The organism is Stenotrophomonas sp. KH_052 (genome assembly GCF_057838755.1).
This window is the reverse complement of sequence record NZ_CM174475.1, coordinates 1,327,591-1,347,627: the sequence shown is the minus strand read 5'-3', so window position 1 is coordinate 1,347,627 and position 20,037 is coordinate 1,327,591. Positions and strand designations below refer to the sequence as shown.

The 20,037-nt window shown below is 62.8% G+C and carries 24 protein-coding genes and 1 pseudogene; 7 read left to right on the top strand and 18 right to left on the bottom strand.

What is annotated here, in order from left to right; genetic code table 11:
- Position 1: 1 nt before the first annotated feature.
- From AC3ITW_RS06175 to AC3ITW_RS06145, 7 genes are all read right to left on the bottom strand, one after another.
- Positions 2-310, bottom strand: coding sequence for a hypothetical protein (locus tag AC3ITW_RS06175; RefSeq protein WP_024958711.1), 309 nt, complete (start codon positions 308-310; stop codon positions 2-4).
- Positions 310-495, bottom strand: a complete 186-nt coding sequence (locus AC3ITW_RS06170) for a hypothetical protein (protein ID WP_008268538.1) — start codon at positions 493-495, stop codon at positions 310-312. Before AC3ITW_RS06170 ends, AC3ITW_RS06175 begins: the two co-directional genes overlap by 1 nt.
- A 36-nt stretch (positions 496-531) precedes the next feature.
- On the bottom strand, positions 532-777 hold the full coding sequence (locus tag AC3ITW_RS06165) for a hypothetical protein (protein ID WP_024958712.1): 246 nt from the start codon (positions 775-777) through the stop codon (positions 532-534).
- Positions 778-1,246: 469 nt separating this feature from the next.
- Positions 1,247-1,615 (bottom strand): hypothetical protein, encoded by a 369-nt coding sequence (locus AC3ITW_RS06160; protein WP_024957548.1) that lies wholly within the window; start codon positions 1,613-1,615, stop codon positions 1,247-1,249.
- Positions 1,612-1,836, bottom strand: coding sequence for a hypothetical protein (locus tag AC3ITW_RS06155; protein WP_024957547.1), 225 nt, complete (start codon positions 1,834-1,836; stop codon positions 1,612-1,614). The genes AC3ITW_RS06160 and AC3ITW_RS06155 overlap by 4 nt, the downstream gene beginning before the upstream one ends.
- A 778-nt stretch (positions 1,837-2,614) precedes the next feature.
- Positions 2,615-3,001: an H-NS family nucleoid-associated regulatory protein gene (locus tag AC3ITW_RS06150; RefSeq protein WP_024957545.1), complete on the bottom strand. Its 387-nt coding sequence runs from the start codon at positions 2,999-3,001 to the stop codon at positions 2,615-2,617.
- 361 nt (positions 3,002-3,362) lie between these two features.
- Entirely contained in the window at positions 3,363-3,926 is a 564-nt protein-coding gene (locus AC3ITW_RS06145) for a hypothetical protein (RefSeq protein ID WP_489390149.1), read from the bottom strand.
- Between the two features lie 313 nt (positions 3,927-4,239).
- Between AC3ITW_RS06145 and AC3ITW_RS06140 the strand changes: the two genes are divergently transcribed.
- Both AC3ITW_RS06140 and AC3ITW_RS06135 read left to right on the top strand, forming a co-directional pair.
- Entirely contained in the window at positions 4,240-4,494 is a 255-nt protein-coding gene (locus AC3ITW_RS06140) for a hypothetical protein (protein ID WP_024957543.1), read from the top strand.
- A 6-nt stretch (positions 4,495-4,500) separates the two neighbouring features.
- Positions 4,501-4,779: a membrane protein gene (locus AC3ITW_RS06135; protein WP_024957542.1), complete on the top strand. Its 279-nt coding sequence runs from the start codon at positions 4,501-4,503 to the stop codon at positions 4,777-4,779.
- A gap of 654 nt (positions 4,780-5,433) precedes the next feature.
- Here the strand turns inward: AC3ITW_RS06135 and AC3ITW_RS06130 are convergent.
- The 5 genes from AC3ITW_RS06130 to AC3ITW_RS06110 all read right to left on the bottom strand — a co-directional run bounded on the left by AC3ITW_RS06130 (position 5,434) and on the right by AC3ITW_RS06110 (position 10,402).
- Complete coding sequence (locus AC3ITW_RS06130) at positions 5,434-6,003, bottom strand: DUF488 domain-containing protein (protein ID WP_024957540.1); 570 nt, start codon at positions 6,001-6,003, stop codon at positions 5,434-5,436.
- Positions 6,004-6,109: 106 nt separating this feature from the next.
- Positions 6,110-8,656 carry a DNA ligase D gene (gene ligD, locus AC3ITW_RS06125; RefSeq protein WP_024957539.1) on the bottom strand — a complete coding sequence of 849 codons (2,547 nt, stop codon included), beginning with the start codon at positions 8,654-8,656 and terminating at the stop codon, positions 6,110-6,112.
- A gap of 12 nt (positions 8,657-8,668) precedes the next feature.
- Positions 8,669-8,845, bottom strand: coding sequence for a DUF3606 domain-containing protein (locus tag AC3ITW_RS06120; protein WP_064485349.1), 177 nt, complete (start codon positions 8,843-8,845; stop codon positions 8,669-8,671).
- 18 nt (positions 8,846-8,863) lie between these two features.
- Entirely contained in the window at positions 8,864-9,808 is a 945-nt protein-coding gene (ku, locus tag AC3ITW_RS06115; protein WP_024957538.1) for a non-homologous end joining protein Ku, read from the bottom strand.
- Positions 9,809-9,892: 84 nt separating this feature from the next.
- Positions 9,893-10,402 carry a ferritin-like domain-containing protein gene (locus AC3ITW_RS06110; protein ID WP_024957537.1) on the bottom strand — a complete coding sequence of 170 codons (510 nt, stop codon included), beginning with the start codon at positions 10,400-10,402 and terminating at the stop codon, positions 9,893-9,895.
- Between the two features lie 130 nt (positions 10,403-10,532).
- Here AC3ITW_RS06110 and AC3ITW_RS06105 point away from each other — a divergent pair, with 130 nt between their 5' ends.
- Positions 10,533-12,398 (top strand): YbhB/YbcL family Raf kinase inhibitor-like protein, encoded by a 1,866-nt coding sequence (locus AC3ITW_RS06105; RefSeq protein ID WP_197585899.1) that lies wholly within the window; start codon positions 10,533-10,535, stop codon positions 12,396-12,398.
- Between the two features lie 45 nt (positions 12,399-12,443).
- Here AC3ITW_RS06105 and AC3ITW_RS06100 read toward each other — a convergent pair whose 3' ends face one another.
- Entirely contained in the window at positions 12,444-12,821 is a 378-nt protein-coding gene (locus AC3ITW_RS06100; protein ID WP_033833396.1) for a response regulator, read from the bottom strand.
- 161 nt (positions 12,822-12,982) lie between these two features.
- On the opposite strand from AC3ITW_RS06100, the gene AC3ITW_RS06095 reads away from it, so the two are divergent.
- Together AC3ITW_RS06095 and AC3ITW_RS06090 are read left to right on the top strand one after the other, a co-directional pair.
- A complete protein-coding gene (locus tag AC3ITW_RS06095; protein ID WP_046430692.1) occupies positions 12,983-14,125 on the top strand; it encodes a two-component system sensor histidine kinase NtrB in 1,143 nt (380 codons plus the stop codon).
- A 1-nt stretch (position 14,126) separates the two neighbouring features.
- The gene (locus AC3ITW_RS06090; RefSeq protein ID WP_489390148.1) at positions 14,127-14,480 is read left to right on the top strand and encodes a response regulator; all 354 of its coding nucleotides are present in this window, start codon (positions 14,127-14,129) and stop codon (positions 14,478-14,480) included.
- A 40-nt stretch (positions 14,481-14,520) separates the two neighbouring features.
- Here the strand turns inward: AC3ITW_RS06090 and AC3ITW_RS06085 are convergent, their stop codons facing one another.
- Complete coding sequence (locus AC3ITW_RS06085; RefSeq protein ID WP_024957533.1) at positions 14,521-14,973, bottom strand: BLUF domain-containing protein; 453 nt, start codon at positions 14,971-14,973, stop codon at positions 14,521-14,523.
- Positions 14,974-15,117: 144 nt separating this feature from the next.
- On the opposite strand from AC3ITW_RS06085, the gene AC3ITW_RS06080 reads away from it, so the two are divergent.
- Positions 15,118-15,951, top strand: a complete 834-nt coding sequence (locus AC3ITW_RS06080) for a hypothetical protein (protein WP_024957532.1) — start codon at positions 15,118-15,120, stop codon at positions 15,949-15,951.
- Here AC3ITW_RS06080 and AC3ITW_RS06075 read toward each other — a convergent pair.
- From AC3ITW_RS06075 to AC3ITW_RS06060, 4 genes and pseudogenes are all read right to left on the bottom strand, one after another.
- Positions 15,948-16,961, bottom strand: a complete 1,014-nt coding sequence (locus AC3ITW_RS06075; protein WP_046430695.1) for a fimbria/pilus outer membrane usher protein — start codon at positions 16,959-16,961, stop codon at positions 15,948-15,950. The genes AC3ITW_RS06080 and AC3ITW_RS06075 overlap by 4 nt on opposite strands.
- A 169-nt stretch (positions 16,962-17,130) precedes the next feature.
- Positions 17,131-17,595: pseudogene (locus tag AC3ITW_RS06070) on the bottom strand (fimbria/pilus outer membrane usher protein); the annotation flags it as partial.
- Positions 17,596-18,132: 537 nt separating this feature from the next.
- Positions 18,133-18,792: a fimbrial biogenesis chaperone gene (locus tag AC3ITW_RS06065; protein WP_046430696.1), complete on the bottom strand. Its 660-nt coding sequence runs from the start codon at positions 18,790-18,792 to the stop codon at positions 18,133-18,135.
- 113 nt (positions 18,793-18,905) lie between these two features.
- On the bottom strand, positions 18,906-19,403 hold the full coding sequence (locus AC3ITW_RS06060; protein ID WP_080342749.1) for a Csu type fimbrial protein: 498 nt from the start codon (positions 19,401-19,403) through the stop codon (positions 18,906-18,908).
- A gap of 269 nt (positions 19,404-19,672) precedes the next feature.
- On the opposite strand from AC3ITW_RS06060, the gene AC3ITW_RS06055 reads away from it, so the two are divergent.
- Entirely contained in the window at positions 19,673-20,029 is a 357-nt protein-coding gene (locus AC3ITW_RS06055; protein WP_032960326.1) for an HNH endonuclease, read from the top strand.
- Positions 20,030-20,037: the final 8 nt, after the last annotated feature.

Genomic DNA, 20,037 nt, shown 5'->3' with positions numbered 1-20,037 from the left:
ATCAGAAGCGCCGCTTGCCAGCGCTTCCCACAGCAGGTGGCAGCGCTTGATGCAACTCGTGCGCGCGAAGAAACGCGTGCAGCCACTCTTCGGCGTCCTTGACGCCCGTCATTTCCCGAATCACCACCCCGGCCAAGCAATCCCCAGGGACGGCAAACAGGTCGTCGTTCAGATCGCTGCTGGACAGAGGGGTATGGAAATCGGCCCCCTCTTGGAACGCCTGAAGCAGGTGCTGCCGGGCAAGAGGATCCCGGCGTGCCGCCCATGCGAGGCGAACGAGCTCCGACGATGGCCAGGGTGCGGGGGTCATCAGAACTCGTAACCGTCTGGCACGCCCGAGGGGATGCCCTGCATGGGGCCCGAGTAGCCCACCTGCTGAACCAGGTTCTGGGCGGTTTGCGACATGCGATCCAGGCGTTCCGGGACTTGGTCCAGGGCGAACAGAACCATGCCAAAAAGGGCGATGTTGAGCAGTTTGTTGAAAAGTTTTCGCACGAGCGAGGTCCTCCGTGGTTGTCAGGGGTTCGGGTTTCAAAAAAGCTGGTGGTGTTGGGCGATGCCGAACAGGCAAAGCGCCCAAGTGGCCGCAATCGCTGCAGGAGCCAGGCAGAGCGACACGCCGATGGCAATGTCCGACAGCTTGGCCTTGGGGTCGGTCACCATCTCCCATCCCAGCTTGGCCGCTCCCATGCCCGACATGGCGTCGAACAGGAATCGCAGGAGGGCTCCAGGGGTGGAGGACCGGGCGGGCGCTTGGGTTTGGCTGCGGGTATTCATCAGAGCGCATCCAGTCGATCAGCAATGGCCAATCCGGCGACCAATCCAGCCAAGAGGCAAAAAGCAAAGAACGTCAACATGGGGTTCCCTTTGGTTAAAGAGCATCGGCGCTCTTCTCTGATCTCAAAGTAAAAGAAAACCAACTTTTCGCAATAGATTGACCCTACATTTTTATGACTAAAACACAAAACTGACGGAAAAAAGCAGAAAACACAAAAACCCTAAAACACCTCACATTTCCAGCCCAGCGTCGGGCCCGGCGGAAGCCGAGGCCACCCGCCCTTTCCCCAATGCGCTTTTGCTTCATGCCACTTTTGACGTTGCCTTTTTCTCTTCAAGAGCTCAAAAGAACGCGGCCTGGGCCGCGCCTGAAAAGCCCCCTCCGGGGAGGTTAGGACGTGGGCCAGGGCTTCCCCCAGCCTCCGCGTGGCTGTCCTTGGCCCCATGCCCGCAAAAGGCGTCCGAGGGATCAGGCGTTGGCTTGGATGCATAGCCAGACCAGCTGGCGGACGGCCTCGGTCAGACGAATCCCAGCCCGGTTAGCGTCAATCTGCAGGGCCGTCACGGCATGGAGTCCCAGCTGCACACTGGGGAGCGCGGCCCTGTAGCGCTCTCGCCCCTTCGACCCCTCCCCGGTCCACGGCGTCGGGCGTCGAGGGGAAAACGGTTCTCGAATCTGGGCGTGTTGCTCGATGAGTTGAGCCAGTGCAGCGCGCATGCTCAGGCCTTGCGCGGCGGCCAAGGCTTGAAACGCGGCTTTGCTGGGCGCGTCAATCCACGTCTCGTGGATGGTTTCGACCAAGCGTTCTGGGGGGCGGAGAATGTAGCGTTTGGTCATGCAGGGCTCCCGTGCGGCTTGGCCATCCATCCTTGGGCGGCCGCTTCTTCAGCGGTCAGCAACGCGGAAGTGCCCAGGAAGCGTGTGAGCTGGTAATGGCCGATGGTGTGCGGATACCGCTGGAGGTGGGCGTGCATGGCTTTGTCGAAGTAGCACTGGCCACCCGAGCGGCGCTGGTATGCGTAGAAGCGTTTGCGGCGACTCGTTGCTGGCGTCTTCATGCCGAACCCGCGCAATCGTCGCAACGCTGCATTTCTGCCGGATACGTTGAGAAGGGGTAGGCCCCTTTCTGCCCCACTTCCCCGCAGCACCCACACTGCATGAGCCCCCGAGCCGTTTGGCAAATCGCGGCCTCCGGGCCTTGCCAAACCACGCCGACAACGACGGCTTCCCAGGAGCTGCCGCTCCCGGCAACCACAGTGAGCCTGTCGCCGTTCCGAACGTTCGGGGCGGGCACCCGGGCGCCCCACTCGCCCGTCTGGAGTTGGATGGGGCTGGCGTGGTGGTGGGCCATTAGAAGAACCCCCGATAACCATGGGCAAGTAAGCCGGACCGGCCAATAACGTAAGCAATCATGCGAAAACCTTTGAAGAGGGGGCGCTCCCTCGCTACCCACGCAAACTAAGCCACCCCCAAAAAATCGCAATACTTTGCGTCTACGTTTTATTGACTAAGTATCAAAACCGCCAAACGGGCCGCAGATCGATGGAAAACTTGAAACGCAGCACATTTCCCGCCAAGCGCCGGGCCCGGCGGAAGCCGAGGCCCCACCTGCCTTTTTTCCCAAAGCGCTTTTGCTCCATGCTACTTTTGACGTTGCTTTTTGTCTTCAAGAGCTCAAAAGAACGCGGCTTGGGCCGCGCCTGAAGAGCCCCCTTCGGGGAAGAAAGGCTCGGGGCCGGGGCTTGCGCCCCAGCCTGAGCGTGGCTGTCATTGGTTCAACGCCCACAAAAAAAGCCCCGGTTTCCCGGGGCTCTATCTGCAACGCTGTAATGCCGGTCAGGCCTTATACGGGTGCGCCGGCCATTCTTGGTCCGGGTTATTCTTCTTCCACGCCTTGCCTTCAGCAGTTTCGGCCCACGCAAGGAATGCCTTGGGCTGCCGCCCGGTGCCAGCCCACGTGGTCCCGTCCGGGATCTGGAACTTCGGGGCGCGACTGATGCCGGCGCTTGCAGAAACCGCCTTGCGTGGCTCAAGCAGCGCCTTCAGATCGTTCTTCTGCTTCGTCGTGTAATGCTGCGCAAACTGCTGCAAGGTCTCGTAGACTCCTGCAAAGCTGGCCCCGGCTTCGGCCGCCAGCGCGTCGCCTTCGGCCTTTTCCATTTCGGCCACCAAGGCCTCCGCTTCAGCCTTTTTCTTGCGGATTTCTTCGAGCGTCAGTGCCACGGTTTTCCCTTGGATTTGGTCAAACCCCGATCCTGCCGTTTTGCGAGATTACTGTAAACCCTCAACGGCCCAACCCCGGCTCTCCAGTGGCGACTGCCACGGGGCTTCACCCTCAAAAGTCACTGAGGGCATGCCTTCCGCCGGCCACTGGAGCAAGCCCTTGGCGGTTCAGGGGACCGGCCGTGCCCACCTCCACGTTCCACCATGCAATGCCGCAATGTCCAGGGGCAACCGGGCGCCGGCAAAGCCTTGGGCAGCGGTCCCGCGATCCGGGCGTTCAGGCGGTCAACCAGGTGCAAGGCGTGCTTGTGGAAGATGACGTGGATGTTGCCGTTCTTAAACCGCCCGCCCAGGAACGGCTTCAGCAGCTCCCCACCTCGTGCGTCACCAAGAACCCTTCGGAGCCCCGTGTCTTATCGGATGCAGCCTGCTGGGTGGCGCGATTGGCCTTCATGGCCATCGTCTCGGCCCAGACACGCAATCCGATGTCCTGCAGACGGATATCTTCCCTCTTTCTCGCGGTCGATTCGATGATCCAGTGGCGGCCATACGCGCCATGCATCAATGGCGCCCCTGGCCATCCTTTCCGGGCGACGGTCATGGCCAGTGCGGCGATCAACCGAACGTCAAAGCATCGCCTCGTTTCTTCCTCGGATAGTTCCAAGCGCGGAGCAAGCAATGCATCTCGGGCCTTCGTATCGGCCTGTATGACCCGCTCAAGCTCTGCTGGGGTTGGAGCCCCCATGCGCGTCCACACTTGCGCTGGCGAGCATGCCTTGACCCAGTTCCAAGCGCTTGCGGTGTCGTCAGACGGATCAGCCGGGTGCAGGTAGAGCCGACTTTCAAACACGGCCCGGAGGGTTTCCGGGTGCTTCCACTGGCGACCGTGGATGTAGTGTCCGCAAGCCAGGATCTTGTCGCACACGGGCACCACCACGGGTGCTGGCACGGTCAGAAATCGTTCAACGCCCGCCGCACTATTTCGGCCACGCTGACCTGCACCGATCCGCTTTTTCCGGCGGTTGCGCCATTGGTCGGCCCTCGGAATCGGTGGCCGATACCATCAATCGCGCGGACATGAAACTCTACGACCGCCGAAAGCGGGAACGGCAGTGAGCCTGCCCTCAGATCCGGGCATGGGGCCAGTTGTGGGCTGCCCTCCTTACGCCGATGATCGCCTTCTAAGCGTAGTAAGCGGCCTTTCAGTGCCGCCCAGTCTCACCGATGGAGAGGGCAACATGGAGAAGCGGGTGTGCTTTGATTTCGAGATTGATTTCAGCAACGGGGGCGGGATTCAGGGCCAAGGCTTCCGGCTGGACATCGCCGGTGATGACATCACCGATGAGGCGTTGGCCGACTACATCGTGCGCGACATGCGCCTGCTGATGGTGGGCGAGGTTCGCATCCTCAACAAGGAAATCATTGAGGAGCCTCATAAGCGCCCGGCGCACGGCCAAGACGGTTCAACTGTCCACGACCCAAAGGACGGGTGAGCGGCCATGCATCCTGATGTTCTTGGCTGGACTGCAACCGCCGTGTTGATAGCCACGTTGGTCCGGCAAATGATCAAACAGTGGCAGTCTCCCCATCCGGAAACGGTCTCCAAATGGCTGTTTGTCGGTCAGATGACCGCGTCGACCCTGTTCACCGCCTACAGTGCACTTTTGGGGTCAACGGTGTTTGTGGTGACCAATGCCCTGCTGCTGCTCACGGCCGTGGTGGGACAGGTCCTGGCTTGGCGTCGACGTCGGCGAACCGGCGCGCCGCCTCCCTGCTGACCCAGTATTGGCTGCACCAAGGAAGGCCGTCGTAGGCGTTTAGCAGCCACTCTTCGTCAGATCCGAAACGGACGTCGCCTGACATGCTCGACCCGGCCTCCGACCGTGACCAGCGTCGAGATGGCCCAGTCGCTGGAAGCGGACACGGGCGGAAGCAACAAGATCTCAACGCCGGCCCCCATCGCCGCGCCTTTCCATACCTCCACTGTGCCATCCTCGCTGGGACTGCGGTGGAGGCCCCAATCCGAGGCGAAATCCGTCAGCGCTTGCCGTCCATGTATCCTATCGAGCGCGCTGCAAAGCGAATCATACTGAGCACTCCTCACTCCCCTCCCCCTTGCATCGTTTTCTAACCTGCGCTTCACCATCCATCCCAGACTACTTCATGGCAGACATGAAGATCGAAAGCCAGTCTGAATCCCTCAGGAGAACGCCAACTTTCTGACGGGGCAGCCTCCGATCCATTACCTGAAGCTGGGACCAGGGACGACCGCCTAAGCCGATTCAGGCAGGGTTGCGCGGCTGCCCGTCGTCTATCAACAACACCGTGCGGCAAGCGCGCGCCAACTGCAAGGCAGCCGACATGTCCGCATAGCTTCGATAGGGAGAAAATGCGCCGGGCGGGCCCGACACGCGATCGCCCTACTGGTTGGTTCAGAACAGCTCCGTCTGAGCCGGTGGGTAGACAAGCGCTGGCCCGACGGCCTGCGCCATCGGGTTCAGCGGATGCGGTTTGGGTTCGGCGTGGGACACGATGTGCAGCACCTCATGGCCCCGGTGCGTCAGCAGGTCGGAGATGAGACGTCGGTGGCAACGCCACCACGGTGCCTCCGCGCACATCAGCGCGGTCCGATGTTCGCCCCCCAGTGCAAGCACCTTCGATAGCCCGCCGGCGAACTCGGCGGTCGCCATGTGGTCTGCGTAGCCCTGAAACGCGGCGTTGTCCCACGCACCATTGGGCGAATCCGGCTGCACCTTGCGCCGCCCGCCCAGTTCAGGAATCCAAAGATACTCCACGCCGTGCGCTGGCAGCGTTTTAGCCATCTGCTCGGATGCGAACCAAGGGTGACGACGCGATCCTGGGAAACGACGCACGTCCGCGATCGCCGAGATGCCTTGTGCGAACAGCAGGTGTAAGAACTCGTCCCAAGGTCGAGTGGAATGCCCGATGGTCCAGACGGTCACCGGGGTCGGAGCGGGAGCATCGCACTGCATGAGGCTCATTGGACAGGAGCCGGCATCAAGCCCGCGTGCTCATCACGTGCTCGGCAGCTGCCAACGACGCTCGCGTCTTCCCGTCTACGCTCGGACACGACCGCGGGGATAGCGGCTAGTCGTTTCGGGCCCATTTCGACAAGTTCTGCTTCAACGCATCGATGCCCTCCCAGGGATCCTTGCGGCGACGTTTCAGCTTGCCCGGCACGTCCTTGATCGTGAACGCGTCAGCCCGTTTGAGGTTTGGCAGCTCGCTCCACGCCAGAGGCATCGCGACAGGCGCGCCCGGTCTACCCCGCAGGGAATACGACGCCACTGCGGTGGCACCTCGACCGTTACGCAGGTAGTCGACAAAGATCCGCTTGTTTCGAAGGGCTTTGGTGGCGGTGGCCAAGAACCGCTGAGGTTCCGACTGGGCCAACGCGTCGGCGAATCCTTTGGCGAAGCGCTTGGTCAGGTCCCAGTCGCACCCGGGATTCAAGGGCACCACGACATGAAGGCCCTTGCCTCCGGATACCCGCAGGAAGGACTCCAGCTCTAGTTGGGCCAGAAGCTTCCGGATATCAGTGGCAGCCTTTTTTACCTCCGCGAAAGGCACATCTGGGCCGGGGTCTAGATCGAATACCACCCGGTCGGCACGGTCAGGCTCCTCCGCGTGGCTTCCCCACGGATGGAACTCCAGGGCATTGAACTGGACCAGCTCCAGCAAGCTGGCCGCGTCGCGCACTACGAGGTAGTGGGCGTTGATGCCGCTGTCCTCCTTCAGCTTGACCGAGTCCACCAGCTCCAGCCCGGCGGTGTGGTGCTTCTGGAAGAAGCAAGGCTTGCCAGTGCCGGCGGGACAGCGAATGATCGACAAGGGCCGGTTGATCACCTCGGGCAGCAGGTGATCCATCACTGCCGAGTAGTAATCCCAAACGTCTTGCTTCGTATAGCCGTCGCCAGGGAAAAGGACCTTGCTCGGGGAGGACAGTTTGGGGGGCACGCGTTCGACTTGAGGCGTTGCGGCGGTCTTGCGGGCAGAAGACGCCGCCGATGCCCGTTTGCCACGGGCCGGTTTCGCCGGGGCGGCGCGATCCGAATCCGCCAAATCATTCACTTCCTTGTCGGCCCGCACGGCTTTCAAGGAGGCTTGGCGCAGCAGTTGCTGCCCCCCGATGCCGCGATAGAACACCTCCACCACGAAGCGCGGCTCGAACCACGTGGCAGAGCGAAGATCGGTGTCCTCGGTGGGCACGTAGGCCGTCGGCTTCTTGCCTCCCCCTTGGATCCTCTTGCTCACGTCCTTGATCAAGGCGTCGGAGAACCCGGTGCCCACCCGGCCCACGTAGAGCCAACCGTGTTTGGCGTCGGGCTTGGCCAGTAAAAGCGAGCCAAAGCCGCTGCGGCTGCCCTTGGGGGCCGTGTAACCGACCACGGCGAACTCGTCGCTGGCCAGCTGCTTGGTCTTGCGCCAGTCGTCGCTGCGGCCGGGGTGGTAGCCGCGATCGGCGCGCTTGGAAATGATGCCTTCAAAGTGCTGTTCGCCAGCCAGGCGGTAGGCTTCGTTGCCGTCGCCTTGGACGTGAGAGCTGAAGGCCAAGTGGCCGGCCTGGCCCGCCAGCAGCTCCTGCAGGAGCGCCTTGCGCTCCAACAGAGGTGCTGCGGCCACGTCCACGCCATCGATGTGGAGCAGGTCGAAGAGCGCGTAGGCCAGCGCGCCTTGCCGCTCCCCGGACAATGTCGCCTGGAGCAGGTTGAAGTCCTCCTTGGTGCCCGATCCGGCGATGAGTTCGCCATCCAAGGCAGCAGAGGTAAGGCCCAACTCCGCCACGGCGTCGCGTATCTCGGGGATCTTGTCGGTCCACTCCAACGCGTTGCGGGACCAGAGCCGGACGGCCCCATCGGCGACCGTTGCGAGGATCCGATACCCGTCCCACTTGATCTCATGGACCCATTGGTCGCCCTGCGGCGGGGCCTCCCCCAGCTTGGCCAACTGGGGCTCGAAGGGGCCGGAAGGCGGAGCCGCCTCTTTCGCTTTGGGCAGGGCCAAGGCCTTCTTGGCCCAGTTCTTCCGTCGCGCACGCTTTGCAGGGAGGGCTTTGAGCTTCTTCTTGTCGGCTTTACCGCCGCCGGCCCTCCTGATGTCTGCCGTTGGGGCCGCCGACACATCGGCGAGCAGATCGTCCGCTTCCAGATCGCTCGCATACGCATCGTCGTCCTTGAACAACAGCCACTGCGGCTGACGGGCCGGTTTGCCGGACCGGACCAAGTGCCACCCGCCTTTGAGCTTGGTGCCGAACAGCTCGAATCGCAGGTGACCCTTGGCAAGTTGTGCCTCTGGGTCTCCTTGGGTGGCCCAAACGCCGTGATCAAACTGGGCCACGTGCCCACCGCCGTATTGCCCCTTGGGGATCTCGCCTTCGAAGCTAGCGTAGTCGACGGGATGGTCTTCCACTTCGACCGCCATCCGTTTGACCTTGGGGTCGTAGCTAGGGCCCTTGGGGACGGCCCAACTCTTCAGGGCGTCGCCGATTTGCAGCCGGAAGTCGTAGTGCCGGCGGCTGGCGTGGTGAAGTTGGACCACGAAAATGGCGCGCTGCCCTTGCGGCAGCGCTTTGCCAGGCTCGGGCTCGTTGGTCTGGTCAAAGCGGCGCTTGCGACGGTATTCGACCAAGGACATGACGGCGCCACGTTACTTGCCCAAGTGCTTGCGAACGGCCGCAGCGGTGGGGCCAACGGCTTTGACAGCGGCCCGGACCTGATCGACCGACACGCCCAGCGCCTTGGTCCAATACTGCAGCTCGTAGTCTTCGTTGACGTTGATGCGGTCGCGGTCCGGGCTGCCGGTGTTCTTCTTGTCGTCGCTCATGGGATTCTCCTTGGGTGATCAGGCGCTCTTTAGAGCCTTCTTGGCGGGGGCTTTCTTTGCGGCTTTCTTTGCTGGGGCCTTCTTTATGGCGGCCTTCTTGGCAGGCTTGCTGTCTTTGGTGGAGGACTTGGAGGCGGTCTTCACCGGCGTTGCTTTCGCCGGGGTGCGCTTGTTGGTTTCCAAGCTCTTCTGGAGCAGCGCCATGAAGTCCACCACGTTGGTCGCCGAGTCCTCGCGATGTTCCGGTTCCTCGAAGGTGGTCGTGGCTCCGGCCTGCTTCACCCGCTTCTTGATGATGTCGGACAGGCGCTCGCGGAACTCGTCCTGGTAGCTGTCCGGCTCCCACTCAGAGGTCATGCTCTCAATCAGCTGCTTGGCCATTTCGAGCTCTTTGGGCGCAACCCGGTAGTCCGACGCCCCCCCCTGCGGCAGTTTGTATTCGTCCGGAGCCACCAACTCCTGCGGGTAGCGAAGCAGGATCATGATCAACGCATCGCCTTCGGGCATCACCGCGCAAATGTATTCGCGCGTGCGGATGACCACCCTGGCGATGCCCACCTTGCCGGTTTCCTTCAGGGTCTCTCGGAGCAGGACATAGCCCTTTTCGGCCTTCTTGCCGGGCACCAAGATGTAGGGCTTTTCGAAGAACCTCAGCCCGATGCTCTCGGCGTCGACAAAGGCCTCCACGTCGATGGACTCGTGCGTCTCGGGGGCGGCCGCGGCGATGTCTTCTTTCTCTATGACGACGTAGCTGCCCTTGTCGTATTCAAAGGCTTTGACGATGTCCTTCCAAGGCACTTCTTCGCCGGTTTCGGCGTTGACCCGCTCGTAGCGAATGGGCTTTTTGTTTCGTGCGTCCAACATGCGAAAGCTCAGATCCATGCGACGCTCGCCGGACATGAGGGACACCGGAACGTTGAGCAGCCCGAAGGACAACGAACCACTCCAGATGGGCCTGGGCATGCCAGCCGCCTCCAATCCTAGGGCCTTTCGTTGTAGGCCCGGCCGCGTCGGCCGGGCGTGAACCCGGCCGGCGCGGCGCAGCGGTTACTTTTTGGCTTCGACGCCCGGCGTGGCGTCGCGCACCATGAACTCTTCGGTCACCTCGGGCAGGTGGGCCGCCAGCCAGTCGGCCATCGCCTCTTCCTGCACGAGGATTTCTTCGCAGATCCGGGCCGTTTCTGCATCGCCCACCGTCTTCGCTGCGGCGATCAGGGCCGTGTAGGAGGCGATCTCGAAATGCTCGAAGACGTAACCGGCCATCGCGCCTTTGACGATCTCGTCGGAGGCCGTCATGCCGCCGACGGCCTGACCGAAGGCTGCCATCTTGCCCATCACGTCCTTGAGGGTCGACGGCGAGCCGCCCAAGCGCTTGATGCACCCTTCCAGCCGTTCGCGCTGGCCAATGGTTTCCTGAATGTGCTCTTCAATGCGCGCCTTCAGCACTGGGTAGTGCTCGATCCGCGAAGCCTGCCCCTTCAGCATGGTTTCGGCTTGCTGTTCCATCGCGTGTGCGTCGCGCAGCCAGTCCAACAGGTTCTCTTTGAGCTCTGCCATGGATGTCTTCCTCTCGTGTCGGGCGAAGCCTTACCGTATCGAGGCTGGGATGCGGATCAAGCGATCCCCGAGTGAAGGCTTGGCGAACGGCGGAGCATCTCAGACCGGCGGTGCGTGGGCCTGGAGATCGATGGCCCTCGTGGTGAACGGCGCGCATGCAACGCATTCGCAGGCCATTGACCGCTCCCGCCACATGCTGAACGCTCCTCAGCGCCAGGCCATCCTCATGACCCGTTCCGCGCTTTTGCTCGTCTTCTTGGCCCCCTCCCTCGCCTTCGCTCAGCAGGGGGACGGAACCGACGTCCAAGCCAACGTCCACACGTTCAAACCCGCCAAGGTGGAGGCGACGCCCGAGCGCGTTCAGGCCCTGACGGTGCCCAGTGGCTTCCAAGTGCGTCCCTTGGCGCAAGGCCTTCAAAATCCCCGGATCATCGCCGTGGGACCAGATGGGCGGATTTATGTCTCACGTCGAGATCAAGGCGACGTGCTGTTGCTGGAGGATGCCAATGAAGACGGAGCCTTGGACGCCGAACCGAAGGTGGTCTTCTCACGTCCAGGAGCGCACGGGCTGGCCATCGCCAACGGGCAGCTGTATGTCGCCACGGCCAACGACGTGTATCGCGCCCCCATACACCCGGACGGGACGTTGGGTCCAGAGGAACGGATCATCAACGACCTGCCCGATGGCGGTCAGCACCCCAACCGCACGCTGGCCTTTGGCCCTGATGAGATGCTCTACATCAGCGTGGGCTCGTCCTGTAACGCGTGCAACGAGACCAATCCCGAGCATGCGGCGCTGCTGAGGTCCTCGCCGGATGGCAAGAGCCGGTCCATCTTTGCCAGCGGCCTGCGGAACACCATCGGCTTTGCTTGGGACTCCAAAACGGGGGAGCTGTGGGGGATGGATCACGGCATCGACTACTTGGGCAACGATGAGCAGCCCGAGGAGCTCAACCGCATTCAGAAAGGAAAGAAGTATGGTTGGCCCCACATCTGGGGCAAGGACGGGGTGAATCCCCAGAGCACACCGCCAGGGCAGATCAGCAAACAGCAATGGGCGGCGACAAGCGAGCCCATGGTGCTCGGCTACACAGCCCACGCGGCCCCCATGCAGATGCTGTTCTACACCGGCCAGCAGTTTCCGGCAGCTTACCGGGGGGACGCCTTCGTGACGATGCGCGGTTCCTGGAACCGCAAGCCTGCGTCGGGCTACGAGGTGGTGCGGGTTCGTTTCAACGCCGGCAAGCCGGTCGGGTTTGAGCCCTTCTTGACCGGCTTCCTGGTCGACAACGGCCAGGCGCATATCGCAAGGCCCGTCGGTCTGGCGATGACGAAGGGCGGTGCACTTTTGGTCGGCGACGATGCCAACGGCGTCATCTACAGAGTGACTTACGGCCCAGGCCAAGCGTCCGCCTCCCCCGCGACCGCAGTGCCTAGCGGGCCCTTGATGGCCCAAGTCAATCAAGGCTCGGGCGTGCCGTTGGCCAAGGATCGGATCGGCAAAGCCGCCACGTTCGAGTTCCGCTCCCCGGCGTTTTCCTCGGGCCAAGCATTGCCTCCCCGCTTCAGCGCGTATCACGACGATGCATCGCCCGCTCTTTCTTGGAGCCCGATGCCTGGTGCCAAGTCCTATGCGCTGATCATGGAGGATCCGGATGCAGCCAACGTCAAACCCTTCGTTCACTGGGTCGCTTACAACATCCCAGCCACCGAGCAATCGCTGCCCGAGGGCCTGCCGGTCGATCCGCGGCTTCTGAAACCGGAGGGAATGCTGCAGGGGGCGAACAGCCGAGGATCGGTGGGCTATTTCGGCCCCAAACCGCCTGTGGGCGATCCACCGCACCATTACCACTTCCAGCTGTTGGCCTTGGACACCGTGCTTGATCTGAAGGCCGGCGCGACGCGGGACGAAGTGCTAAAGGCCGCGAAGGGCCACATTCTGGGCATGAGCAAGACTGTGGGAACCTACCAGCAGGTCGAGGCCCCGCTGAAATAAAAAAAGGGACCCGAAGGTCCCGACCGGCGCCCAAGGCCCGGAAACTCAGTGAACCTCCAGTTCGTGGCAAAGGGACTGGAGGGCGGCGGCGATCTCTTTCAGGCGGAACGGCTTTTCAAGGAAGGGCGTGCCTTTGAAGCGTTCGGGCAGCCGGCTGGCCCCAAGGCCGGTCGTAAACAGGAACGGCACCCCCAACTCGACCAAGCGATCGGCCACGGGGTAAGACTCGACCCCGTTTAAGTTGACGTCCAGCACCGCAACATCGAAGGCGGCTTCCTTGGCGCACGCCAAGGCTGTGGGCAAGTCTTCCGCCGTCTTGGAGACGTCGTAGCCGACTTGGGCAATGGCCTGCTCCAAGACCATCATGAGGGTGGGTTCGTCCTCTACAAGAAGAACCCTTACTGCTTTGCCGTCCAATCCCATGACTTTCTCCCTACAAGCGCTCTGAGTGGATGTGCCACGATTGAACAGTGTGGCCCGAGGGCTCGCCCGATTTGTGAAGAGGGCGTAAAAGGATGACGGCCGTCGCTCTTCTACACTGCGCACTCTGTCGCCCTTCGGTGGCCCTGCCGAGAGGATGACCTATGAACCAACCTGCGAAAGCGAAAATCGATTTGAGGGACGAGAGCCGGCAGTTTGCCCTGCTGGTGAACTCCGTCACCGACTACGCCCTTTACATGCTCGACCCCAGCGGGGTGATCCAGACCTGGAACCCGGGTGGGCAACGAATCAAGGGCTACCAGGCTGCCGACGTGGTCGGCACCAACTTTTCCCGCTTCTACCTGCCCGAGGAGGCCCAAGCCGGCCTACCAGAGCGAAACCTGCGGACCGCGGCCTTAGAAGGGCGCTACGTCGCCGAGGGCTGGCGATTGCGGCAGGACGGGACCCGCTTTCGTGCCAGCGTCGTGATCGATCCCATCTGGGAAGACGGGGAACTGGTGGGGTTTGCCAAAATCACCCGCGACATCACCCAGCGCCACGAAGCGCAGGAGCAGCTGCTCCAAGCCCAGCGCGATCTCCTGCAGGCGCAGAAGATGGAGGCCATCGGGAAGTTCACGCTCGGCTTGGCCCATGATTTCAACAACCTGTTGACGATCGTGGCCAACTGTCTGGAGCTCATCAGCCTGCGGGTGAAAGACGGAGGCGTGGCCAAGCTCATCGATACCGCGCAGCGGGCCGCCGAGCGCGGGGCCCTTCTGACTCGGCAGTTGCTGACCTTCGGCAAGGGACAAACCTTGGTGCCAGAGGCAGTCGACTTGGCCGCCTTGATGGCCGAATGCGAAGCGATGCTGCGCCGCTCCGCCGGCGACGCGATCGCATTGACCGTCGAAGTTTCCCGGGGCCTTCCGACCCTGTCGGTGGACAAGGCACAGCTGGAGGCCGCAATCCTTAACCTTGTGTGCAACAGCCGCGACGCCATGCCGAAGGGCGGAACGATCCTCATCACGGCCTCTGCGCGGCAAACCCGTGATCCTACGTTGCCCAACACCAGTGAAAGACCTTACATCTGCCTGAGCATCCGAGACGACGGTTCAGGGATTGAGGCGGACCAGCAGGCCAGGGTATTTGAACCGTTTTTCACCACCAAACCCATTGGAAGGGGCAGCGGGCTGGGCTTGAGCCAAGTGTTTGGCTTCACGGCCCAGTCCGGCGGGTTCACCGAGCTCCAGAGCGAGCTTGGGAAGGGAACCCGCGTTAGCCTTTGCTTCCCCGCACCAGAGCATTGAGATGCCGATCCACGTGTTGTTTGTTGAAGACGAAGACGATCTCCGCAGCGTCGTCGTAGAGGCTCTGACCTCTCAGGGCTTCCAAGTCACTCCCGCCAGCAACGGGGATGAGGCCCTCGTCCTCCTGCGCGGCGACGCCAGGTTCGCGGTGGTAGTGACCGACTTCAACATGCCAGACAGCGCCGACGGGCTGGAGGTCGCGGCGGAAGCCGCGGTTGCTCAACCCCAGGCCCGCGTCATGCTCGCGTCTGGCCTTCAACGCTCGCAGCTGCCCGAGACGGTTCGATTTCTCCCGAAGCCTTACCGCTTCCGACAGCTTGTTACGGCGATCCACGAAGACTTGGGCTGCACGTAGGGGGGCGGATTCCTTGCGCGGCCAGGCGGTCGCCACTGGTTCATCTTCCTACCAGTGCGCGTCTGCTCACTAGGAACAGCAGCCGGTCGATCGCCGTTGCGTTCAACGCTTCTCCATCCCCCCGCACCTTGAAACCGGTCCAGTCGCCCACTGCGACCTCGCTCAGCTCTTTAACTTCCACAGGCAACCAGCGCATAGGCCAATAAGGCAAGCGGCGATCCATGATCGTCCCGCTTTGCAGCTCGATCAGGTCGTGATGGCTCGAAGCACCGAGCACCCTTGAGAACACCACGTCCAACCCGTCCGGGGGGCCCTCCAAGTATTGGACGAAGCGCGTCCCGTCGAACAAGAGCACCCCACTGACACCTGCGTCCCGGTTAAATCGAGTTGCGTCGTCGACCAGCTCCTGGAGCTTGCCGCTCCGGAGGCCAAGCAGATCGCCGCGCAACGCGTCGGATGCCTCGCTGACATACACCACGGCCCTGATGGGCATTGGGCGCTCCTTCTCAACTTGTCTGGCCATCCCCCCCTCCACGAACTTTAGTCCCGCCCACGCATTTAGGCAATCGCGTTGTGAGATAGCGCCTACAGGCGGCTGTTAACTTGATCCCGAGTTCCAATCGAGTAACCTTTGATTATGGCCCTTTACAACATCGCGGAACGTTTAAGCACGGCTAAAGAACTAATCAGCAGGGGCGATGACGCGTCATTGATCTACGCCGCGCTGGAACTACGATTCTGCCTGGAATCCGTGGCGTATCAGAACTTGGCTGCATATGGTGAAGACGTTTCCACCGAGCTTGCTCGCGAGTGGCGACCGGACCAGATCATCAAAATGCTGGCCGCCTTCGATCCGAACTCTGATCAAACGGCCAGCTTCTCCATCTCGGTAACGCCACCGCCCAAAGACCTCGATTTTGCCTCAAGTGACTTGAAGGCCGCTTTCAAGGACAAGGATTTCTTGCCGATCGGCGAGGCCAAGCGCATTCCTTGGGGCAAGTTTCGCAGTTACTACAACTCGTTGGGGAGCTTTCTCCATCTGCGCAAAGATCTGACGAACGCACGGCCGAAGATCGAAAGGCTCCGTGTTCTCATCGCTGAGCTGGAAGAGGTTGCGAGCTCGACGCTGATCGCTGCCAGCAAGGATCTCGCGACGGGCAAATGCGTCGACTGCGGCCATGTGCTCATTCTCGGCCCGGCCGAGCAAGCGGGGGACAAGCCCGTTTTCTGCCCGAATACCAAGTGCAACTCGAGCTATTTGGCCATCAAGGGGGACCCGGAGCGGCGGGTGCAGAAGGTCGAAGCCTTGGGGCTGCGCTGCGAATGCGAGGCCATCGTTCCTATCTTGCCAGAGAGGCTTCTCAAGCCTGCGGTTTGCCCAGCTTGTGGGTCGACCGTTTGCGCAGTCATTGCTGCAAAGGCAAGGGTGCTAGGGGTGCCGCCTACTCGCGAGGGAGACCTGAGCGGCTAGTTGCACCTTAACTTCGCCACTTCGTCCACGCCCGGCAGTGGCGACGGCAACACGGCTTTGCACACGCCGGAAACCTCGACGGCCATCCCCGGCTCAGGGTGTTCTAGGTAAAGGGCTCCGTCGTAGCCGACCATGGCTTGTTCGTTCGGCGTGGACGCGACGGTGCCCGGCGCGATGATCGGACCTGTCAGGATGAAGGCCCGGGCGTTCTGCGTCAGCACGGGGAAGGTCACCCGCACACCGCCTTGCCGGGGGGCCACGGCTTGTTTCTCCGTCTCCCCGATCTCCACGCCCACGGGCAGGTCTTTGTCTTTGAGGCTCACCGTGGTGGGCAGCAAGGAGGGAACGTCGGTCACCAAGACGCGGCCTTGCTTGTTGGTCTGGCCGACCGGCGCTCCGTTGACCCGCACCGGCAAGCCCGCCTGACCCGGCACGTCCACGACCGCGAAGCTGGCATAGGCAGGCCTTCCGAAGGCTACGCCGCGGTGGTCCAGGAACACGGTGCCGGAGAAGTTGGCCGCCACGGAGGTTTGCCCGTCGTAGCGGTCCACCATGATCCGGGCGTCGCCGTAACGGGTCATGGCATCCGCCGTGGCCCGGGTGCTGCGCAGGTCGCCGTCGGTGTGCTCAGCAGCCAAGCGAAGACCGCCCTCGGTGCGGTAGGTGGCCCGGGTGGTCAGGGAGTCTTGGCCCGGTGCCTGGCGGGCGCGCACGCCCACGCTGGCCTTGCTGCCGAAGCGATACGTGTAACTGGCGGATACTTGAAGATCGTCGCCTTGGAGATCTCGGAGCACGTTGGCGGAGACCTGGCCCGCGGTGCCCAGGTTCGCGCTCACGCCCAGGGAAGCGAAGGCCAGGCTGGAGCGCCCCGTGTCGATGGCGCTGTAAGTGCCGCGCACGGTGAAGCGGCGATCCGGGCGGTAGGAAATGCTGGCTTGGGTGCGCGACGCGATGGACAGCGCCGTCTCGCTCTGCAGTCGCCAGAACCCGTCGTTTTCCTCGTGTTCCAATCGCACGCCAAACGTGGGCCCTTTGTAGCCGTAGGCAACAGCCCAGCGCGTCCCGCCGTCGCTTGAGCGACCCACCTCGCCCCCAGGTGGAACCCACGGTGACGTTGCCCTTGGCGTTCTCGTCCACCTGGCCACCGGCTCGGATGGTCCAGCGGTCGTTGACGCCCCTGGCCCAGGAAGCGCTGACGCCGGCCGTTCCGTAGCGGTTTTCGTCTTCGCGGACCTGGCCTGCGGCGATTTCCCACGCGGAGAGGCCCCGACGCAGCAGGGTCGGGGCGACGTAGAGCCGTGCAGTGGAAACGGCGGTTTCCCGGCCGTAGGCGTCGCGCACGACCACGGCCGTTTGGCTGGCTCCTAGGGCCACGTTTCGACTGTCCACGGTGAAGGGCCCGGCCTTGACGTCCTGGCGCGTGATTTCGGCTTGGTTGGACAGGACCTTGACCTGCCCCGGATCCAACGCGATGCCCCCCAAGGTCGGGACGGGCCACGTCGGCGTGAGCGGATCCAGGGCTGCCGGGTCCTTCGTGAGGCGAATGCCCCCCAGCGCCACGGGGCCGATGCGGGGGGTGGCGTAGACATCGCCGGCTTGCCAGGTCCGTTGGCGCTGAAGGTCGTCTTTCTGCCAGGCCGTCATGCCGCGGCGCATGCCGAACCCGTTGGGGGATTGGTTGAGCTGCCCGGTGGTGGAGACCACGCCCCAACGCCCTCCGGTGCGCGCGTCCAGTGCCAACGACGTGGCTTGTCGGCCGCCTGCAATCTGGGTGGCGATGTTGTAGTTGACCAGCACGCCCCCGATGGCGGGCGACACCTGAGAAACCGGGGGGCCGTGCTGGCTGAGCTGCTGGGCTGGCTTGCGATCGGCGGGAATGGTGAGCTGGACGGTCGCGTTCTCGGGGTTATAAACCACGGTCACGCCCAAGGCTTGGTCGGTCAAGTCCTGCCCCTCCTCGCCCGGGCGCAGGGTCACGCCGAGCTGCTGCCAAGTCGTGGATTCGGCCACCCAAGCCCCGTTCTGCTGCCAGAGCACCACGGGGTCCTTGGCGGGCTGGCCGTTGGCCAGGATGGGCGCTGCAAGCACGGGTTCCACCCCGTCTGGGATGGCCGCGTGCGCGGTGCCGATGGACAGGGCCAGCGCGAGGCCCAGGACGCTTCCCCGCCGCATGCGTTGCCCTTAGTCTGCGGGGACGGTAGCGGGGGACCCGTTGACCGTGATCGAGAGCGAGGCGGCTTTCAAGCCGGGCTTGAGCTCAACCAGCTTGTTCTGACCAGGGAGCACCCACCCCAGCGCCCCTTCGCGCCATGCCGGCATGCCTTGAGGACCGACGGCGGTCAGGCGCGCGGCGGTCGAACCGGTGTTGGTCAGCAGAAGCCCGTCGGCGGTGAAGCGCGCCCTGAGCACGGGAGGACCGGCCTTGGCGTCTTCAAACCCCACCGGCAGGTTCTGGTGGATCAACAACTGCACCTGGCCCGCCGTGGACGGCTGGGGCAACTGGCGCAGCAGCACGCGGTAGTAGCCCGGCGTGCCGATGCCTTGGGTGCGCACCAACCGCACGGCCCGGCGGGACCCAGGCGGGATTTCGACAATGGACGGTGCCGCGAGCACCGCCTTGGCGGGGCTGGTCACGTCCTGCCCGCTGGCGTCTTGGGACCAGTCCAGCACCGTCACTTGGAAACGCTCGGGGGTTTTCCCATGGTTTTCCAAGGTCAACGCGCCTGCCTTTTCTCCAGCCGGGGCCACGATGCTTGTGGGAAACAACGACACGTTGCCCGCCCACGCAGGAGCGGCGCACAGCAAAAACAATGGAGCCACCAACAAACGCTTAAACACCATTCCTCCAAACCGATCACCTCCTTTGATCCAACCAAAACATTTAAAGTTGTCAACCCACCTTCAAAAGAAAACCCCCGGGGATTTCCGGGGGATTAAAGTAACGCGGTTGAAGGTCAGTAACTCAGGGTCACGGCGATGGTATCGGAGAAGGTCCCGCCGGGCACCTTGTTCAAATCATAGAAGGCATAACCGATGCCGATCATCTGCTGCTCACCGGTTCCCACACCCTCCCACGCATCGGCCCCACTGCCCCACGCTTGGCTGGCACCAGGGTCTTTAAACAGCCCGTAGGCCACGAAGTTCCCGGCCCCATCGGACACAGCACGGTGATTGGGACGCGCGATGGCCGCCCCGTAGTTCAACCCATCGCCAGGCACGATGCTGAAGGCGGTGCCTTGGTTGCAGCGAACCATCAACGCACCATTGGAATAGCCCTGCGTGCCGGACGCCAAGCCGTTGTATTCACCGCCGCCCAGCTGGGTCACGAGCATGCTGCACTCGTTGTTCACGGTCGCAGAAATCATCAAGTCTTCGGTGACGTCGGCGGCGGACGCCGAAGCGGCAGAAAACGCGGCCATCAAGGCCAGAGAAAAAGAAAGGGTCTTGCGCATGAAAAATCATCCTCGGATTTAGGGAAAGGGAAAGTGGCCCGGATTGGGCTTGCTTCACCAATACTCGATAAATCCATTTCCGCAAGAGGATCGGGCAACAAGATTTGGAGGCGCCAACCCAAGCGCTTGCACCGAAGGCACGAGTAAGCTAAAAAGCAACCGCCGGTCGCAGAAGCGTCGGTGTTGTGCCCGCATGCCAGTAGGCTCCGGGTGCCCGAGGTCCACCCAATGGGGGCGCGGGAATCTTTTTTTCGATTCCGGAGCCATCCATGACGACCAAGCGCCTCAAATCCATCCGCACATCCGCCTTCCATGCCCAGTCTGGCCGCTGCTTCTATTGCGGTCTGCCGATGTGGCTCGAAGCTCCATCAGAACTGGGACTGAAGTCCCGCAAGGCTCAAGCCTTTCAGTGCACCGCCGAACACCTGCTGGCCCAGCAAGACGGGGGCCGAGACGTGTCCGGGAACGTGGTGGCCGCACATGCCCGATGCAACCAGTGCAGGCATAAGCGGAAGGGGCCAGCCCCTTCCCCCGATGCTTTCCGCGCGCTCGTGATGAGGCGCGTCAACGCGGGGAAGTGGTGGCCCCAAAACCAGAAGTTCTGGCAACATCAGTCGACCCAGTAGGGGCGATG

What these genes read in the sequence shown, in the direction of transcription:
- AC3ITW_RS06175 (WP_024958711.1), bottom strand. Translation starts at nt 310, where the DNA reads ATGACCCCCGCACCCTGGCCATCGTCGGAGCTCGTTCGCCTCGCATGG.
- AC3ITW_RS06165 (WP_024958712.1), bottom strand. Translation starts at nt 777, where the DNA reads ATGAATACCCGCAGCCAAACCCAAGCGCCCGCCCGGTCCTCCACCCCT.
- AC3ITW_RS06160 (WP_024957548.1), bottom strand. Translation starts at nt 1,615, where the DNA reads ATGACCAAACGCTACATTCTCCGCCCCCCAGAACGCTTGGTCGAAACC.
- AC3ITW_RS06155 (WP_024957547.1), bottom strand. Translation starts at nt 1,836, where the DNA reads ATGAAGACGCCAGCAACGAGTCGCCGCAAACGCTTCTACGCATACCAG.
- AC3ITW_RS06140 (WP_024957543.1), top strand. Translation starts at nt 4,240, where the DNA reads ATGGAGAAGCGGGTGTGCTTTGATTTCGAGATTGATTTCAGCAACGGG.
- AC3ITW_RS06135 (WP_024957542.1), top strand. Translation starts at nt 4,501, where the DNA reads ATGCATCCTGATGTTCTTGGCTGGACTGCAACCGCCGTGTTGATAGCC.
- AC3ITW_RS06130 (WP_024957540.1), bottom strand. Translation starts at nt 6,003, where the DNA reads ATGAGCCTCATGCAGTGCGATGCTCCCGCTCCGACCCCGGTGACCGTC.
- ligD (WP_024957539.1), bottom strand. Translation starts at nt 8,656, where the DNA reads ATGTCCTTGGTCGAATACCGTCGCAAGCGCCGCTTTGACCAGACCAAC.
- AC3ITW_RS06120 (WP_064485349.1), bottom strand. Translation starts at nt 8,845, where the DNA reads ATGAGCGACGACAAGAAGAACACCGGCAGCCCGGACCGCGACCGCATC.
- ku (WP_024957538.1), bottom strand. Translation starts at nt 9,808, where the DNA reads ATGCCCAGGCCCATCTGGAGTGGTTCGTTGTCCTTCGGGCTGCTCAAC.
- AC3ITW_RS06110 (WP_024957537.1), bottom strand. Translation starts at nt 10,402, where the DNA reads ATGGCAGAGCTCAAAGAGAACCTGTTGGACTGGCTGCGCGACGCACAC.
- AC3ITW_RS06105 (WP_197585899.1), top strand. Translation starts at nt 10,533, where the DNA reads ATGGCCCTCGTGGTGAACGGCGCGCATGCAACGCATTCGCAGGCCATT.
- AC3ITW_RS06100 (WP_033833396.1), bottom strand. Translation starts at nt 12,821, where the DNA reads ATGGGATTGGACGGCAAAGCAGTAAGGGTTCTTCTTGTAGAGGACGAA.
- AC3ITW_RS06095 (WP_046430692.1), top strand. Translation starts at nt 12,983, where the DNA reads ATGAACCAACCTGCGAAAGCGAAAATCGATTTGAGGGACGAGAGCCGG.
- AC3ITW_RS06090 (WP_489390148.1), top strand. Translation starts at nt 14,127, where the DNA reads ATGCCGATCCACGTGTTGTTTGTTGAAGACGAAGACGATCTCCGCAGC.
- AC3ITW_RS06085 (WP_024957533.1), bottom strand. Translation starts at nt 14,973, where the DNA reads ATGCCCATCAGGGCCGTGGTGTATGTCAGCGAGGCATCCGACGCGTTG.
- AC3ITW_RS06080 (WP_024957532.1), top strand. Translation starts at nt 15,118, where the DNA reads ATGGCCCTTTACAACATCGCGGAACGTTTAAGCACGGCTAAAGAACTA.
- AC3ITW_RS06065 (WP_046430696.1), bottom strand. Translation starts at nt 18,792, where the DNA reads ATGGTGTTTAAGCGTTTGTTGGTGGCTCCATTGTTTTTGCTGTGCGCC.
- AC3ITW_RS06060 (WP_080342749.1), bottom strand. Translation starts at nt 19,403, where the DNA reads ATGCGCAAGACCCTTTCTTTTTCTCTGGCCTTGATGGCCGCGTTTTCT.
- AC3ITW_RS06055 (WP_032960326.1), top strand. Translation starts at nt 19,673, where the DNA reads ATGACGACCAAGCGCCTCAAATCCATCCGCACATCCGCCTTCCATGCC.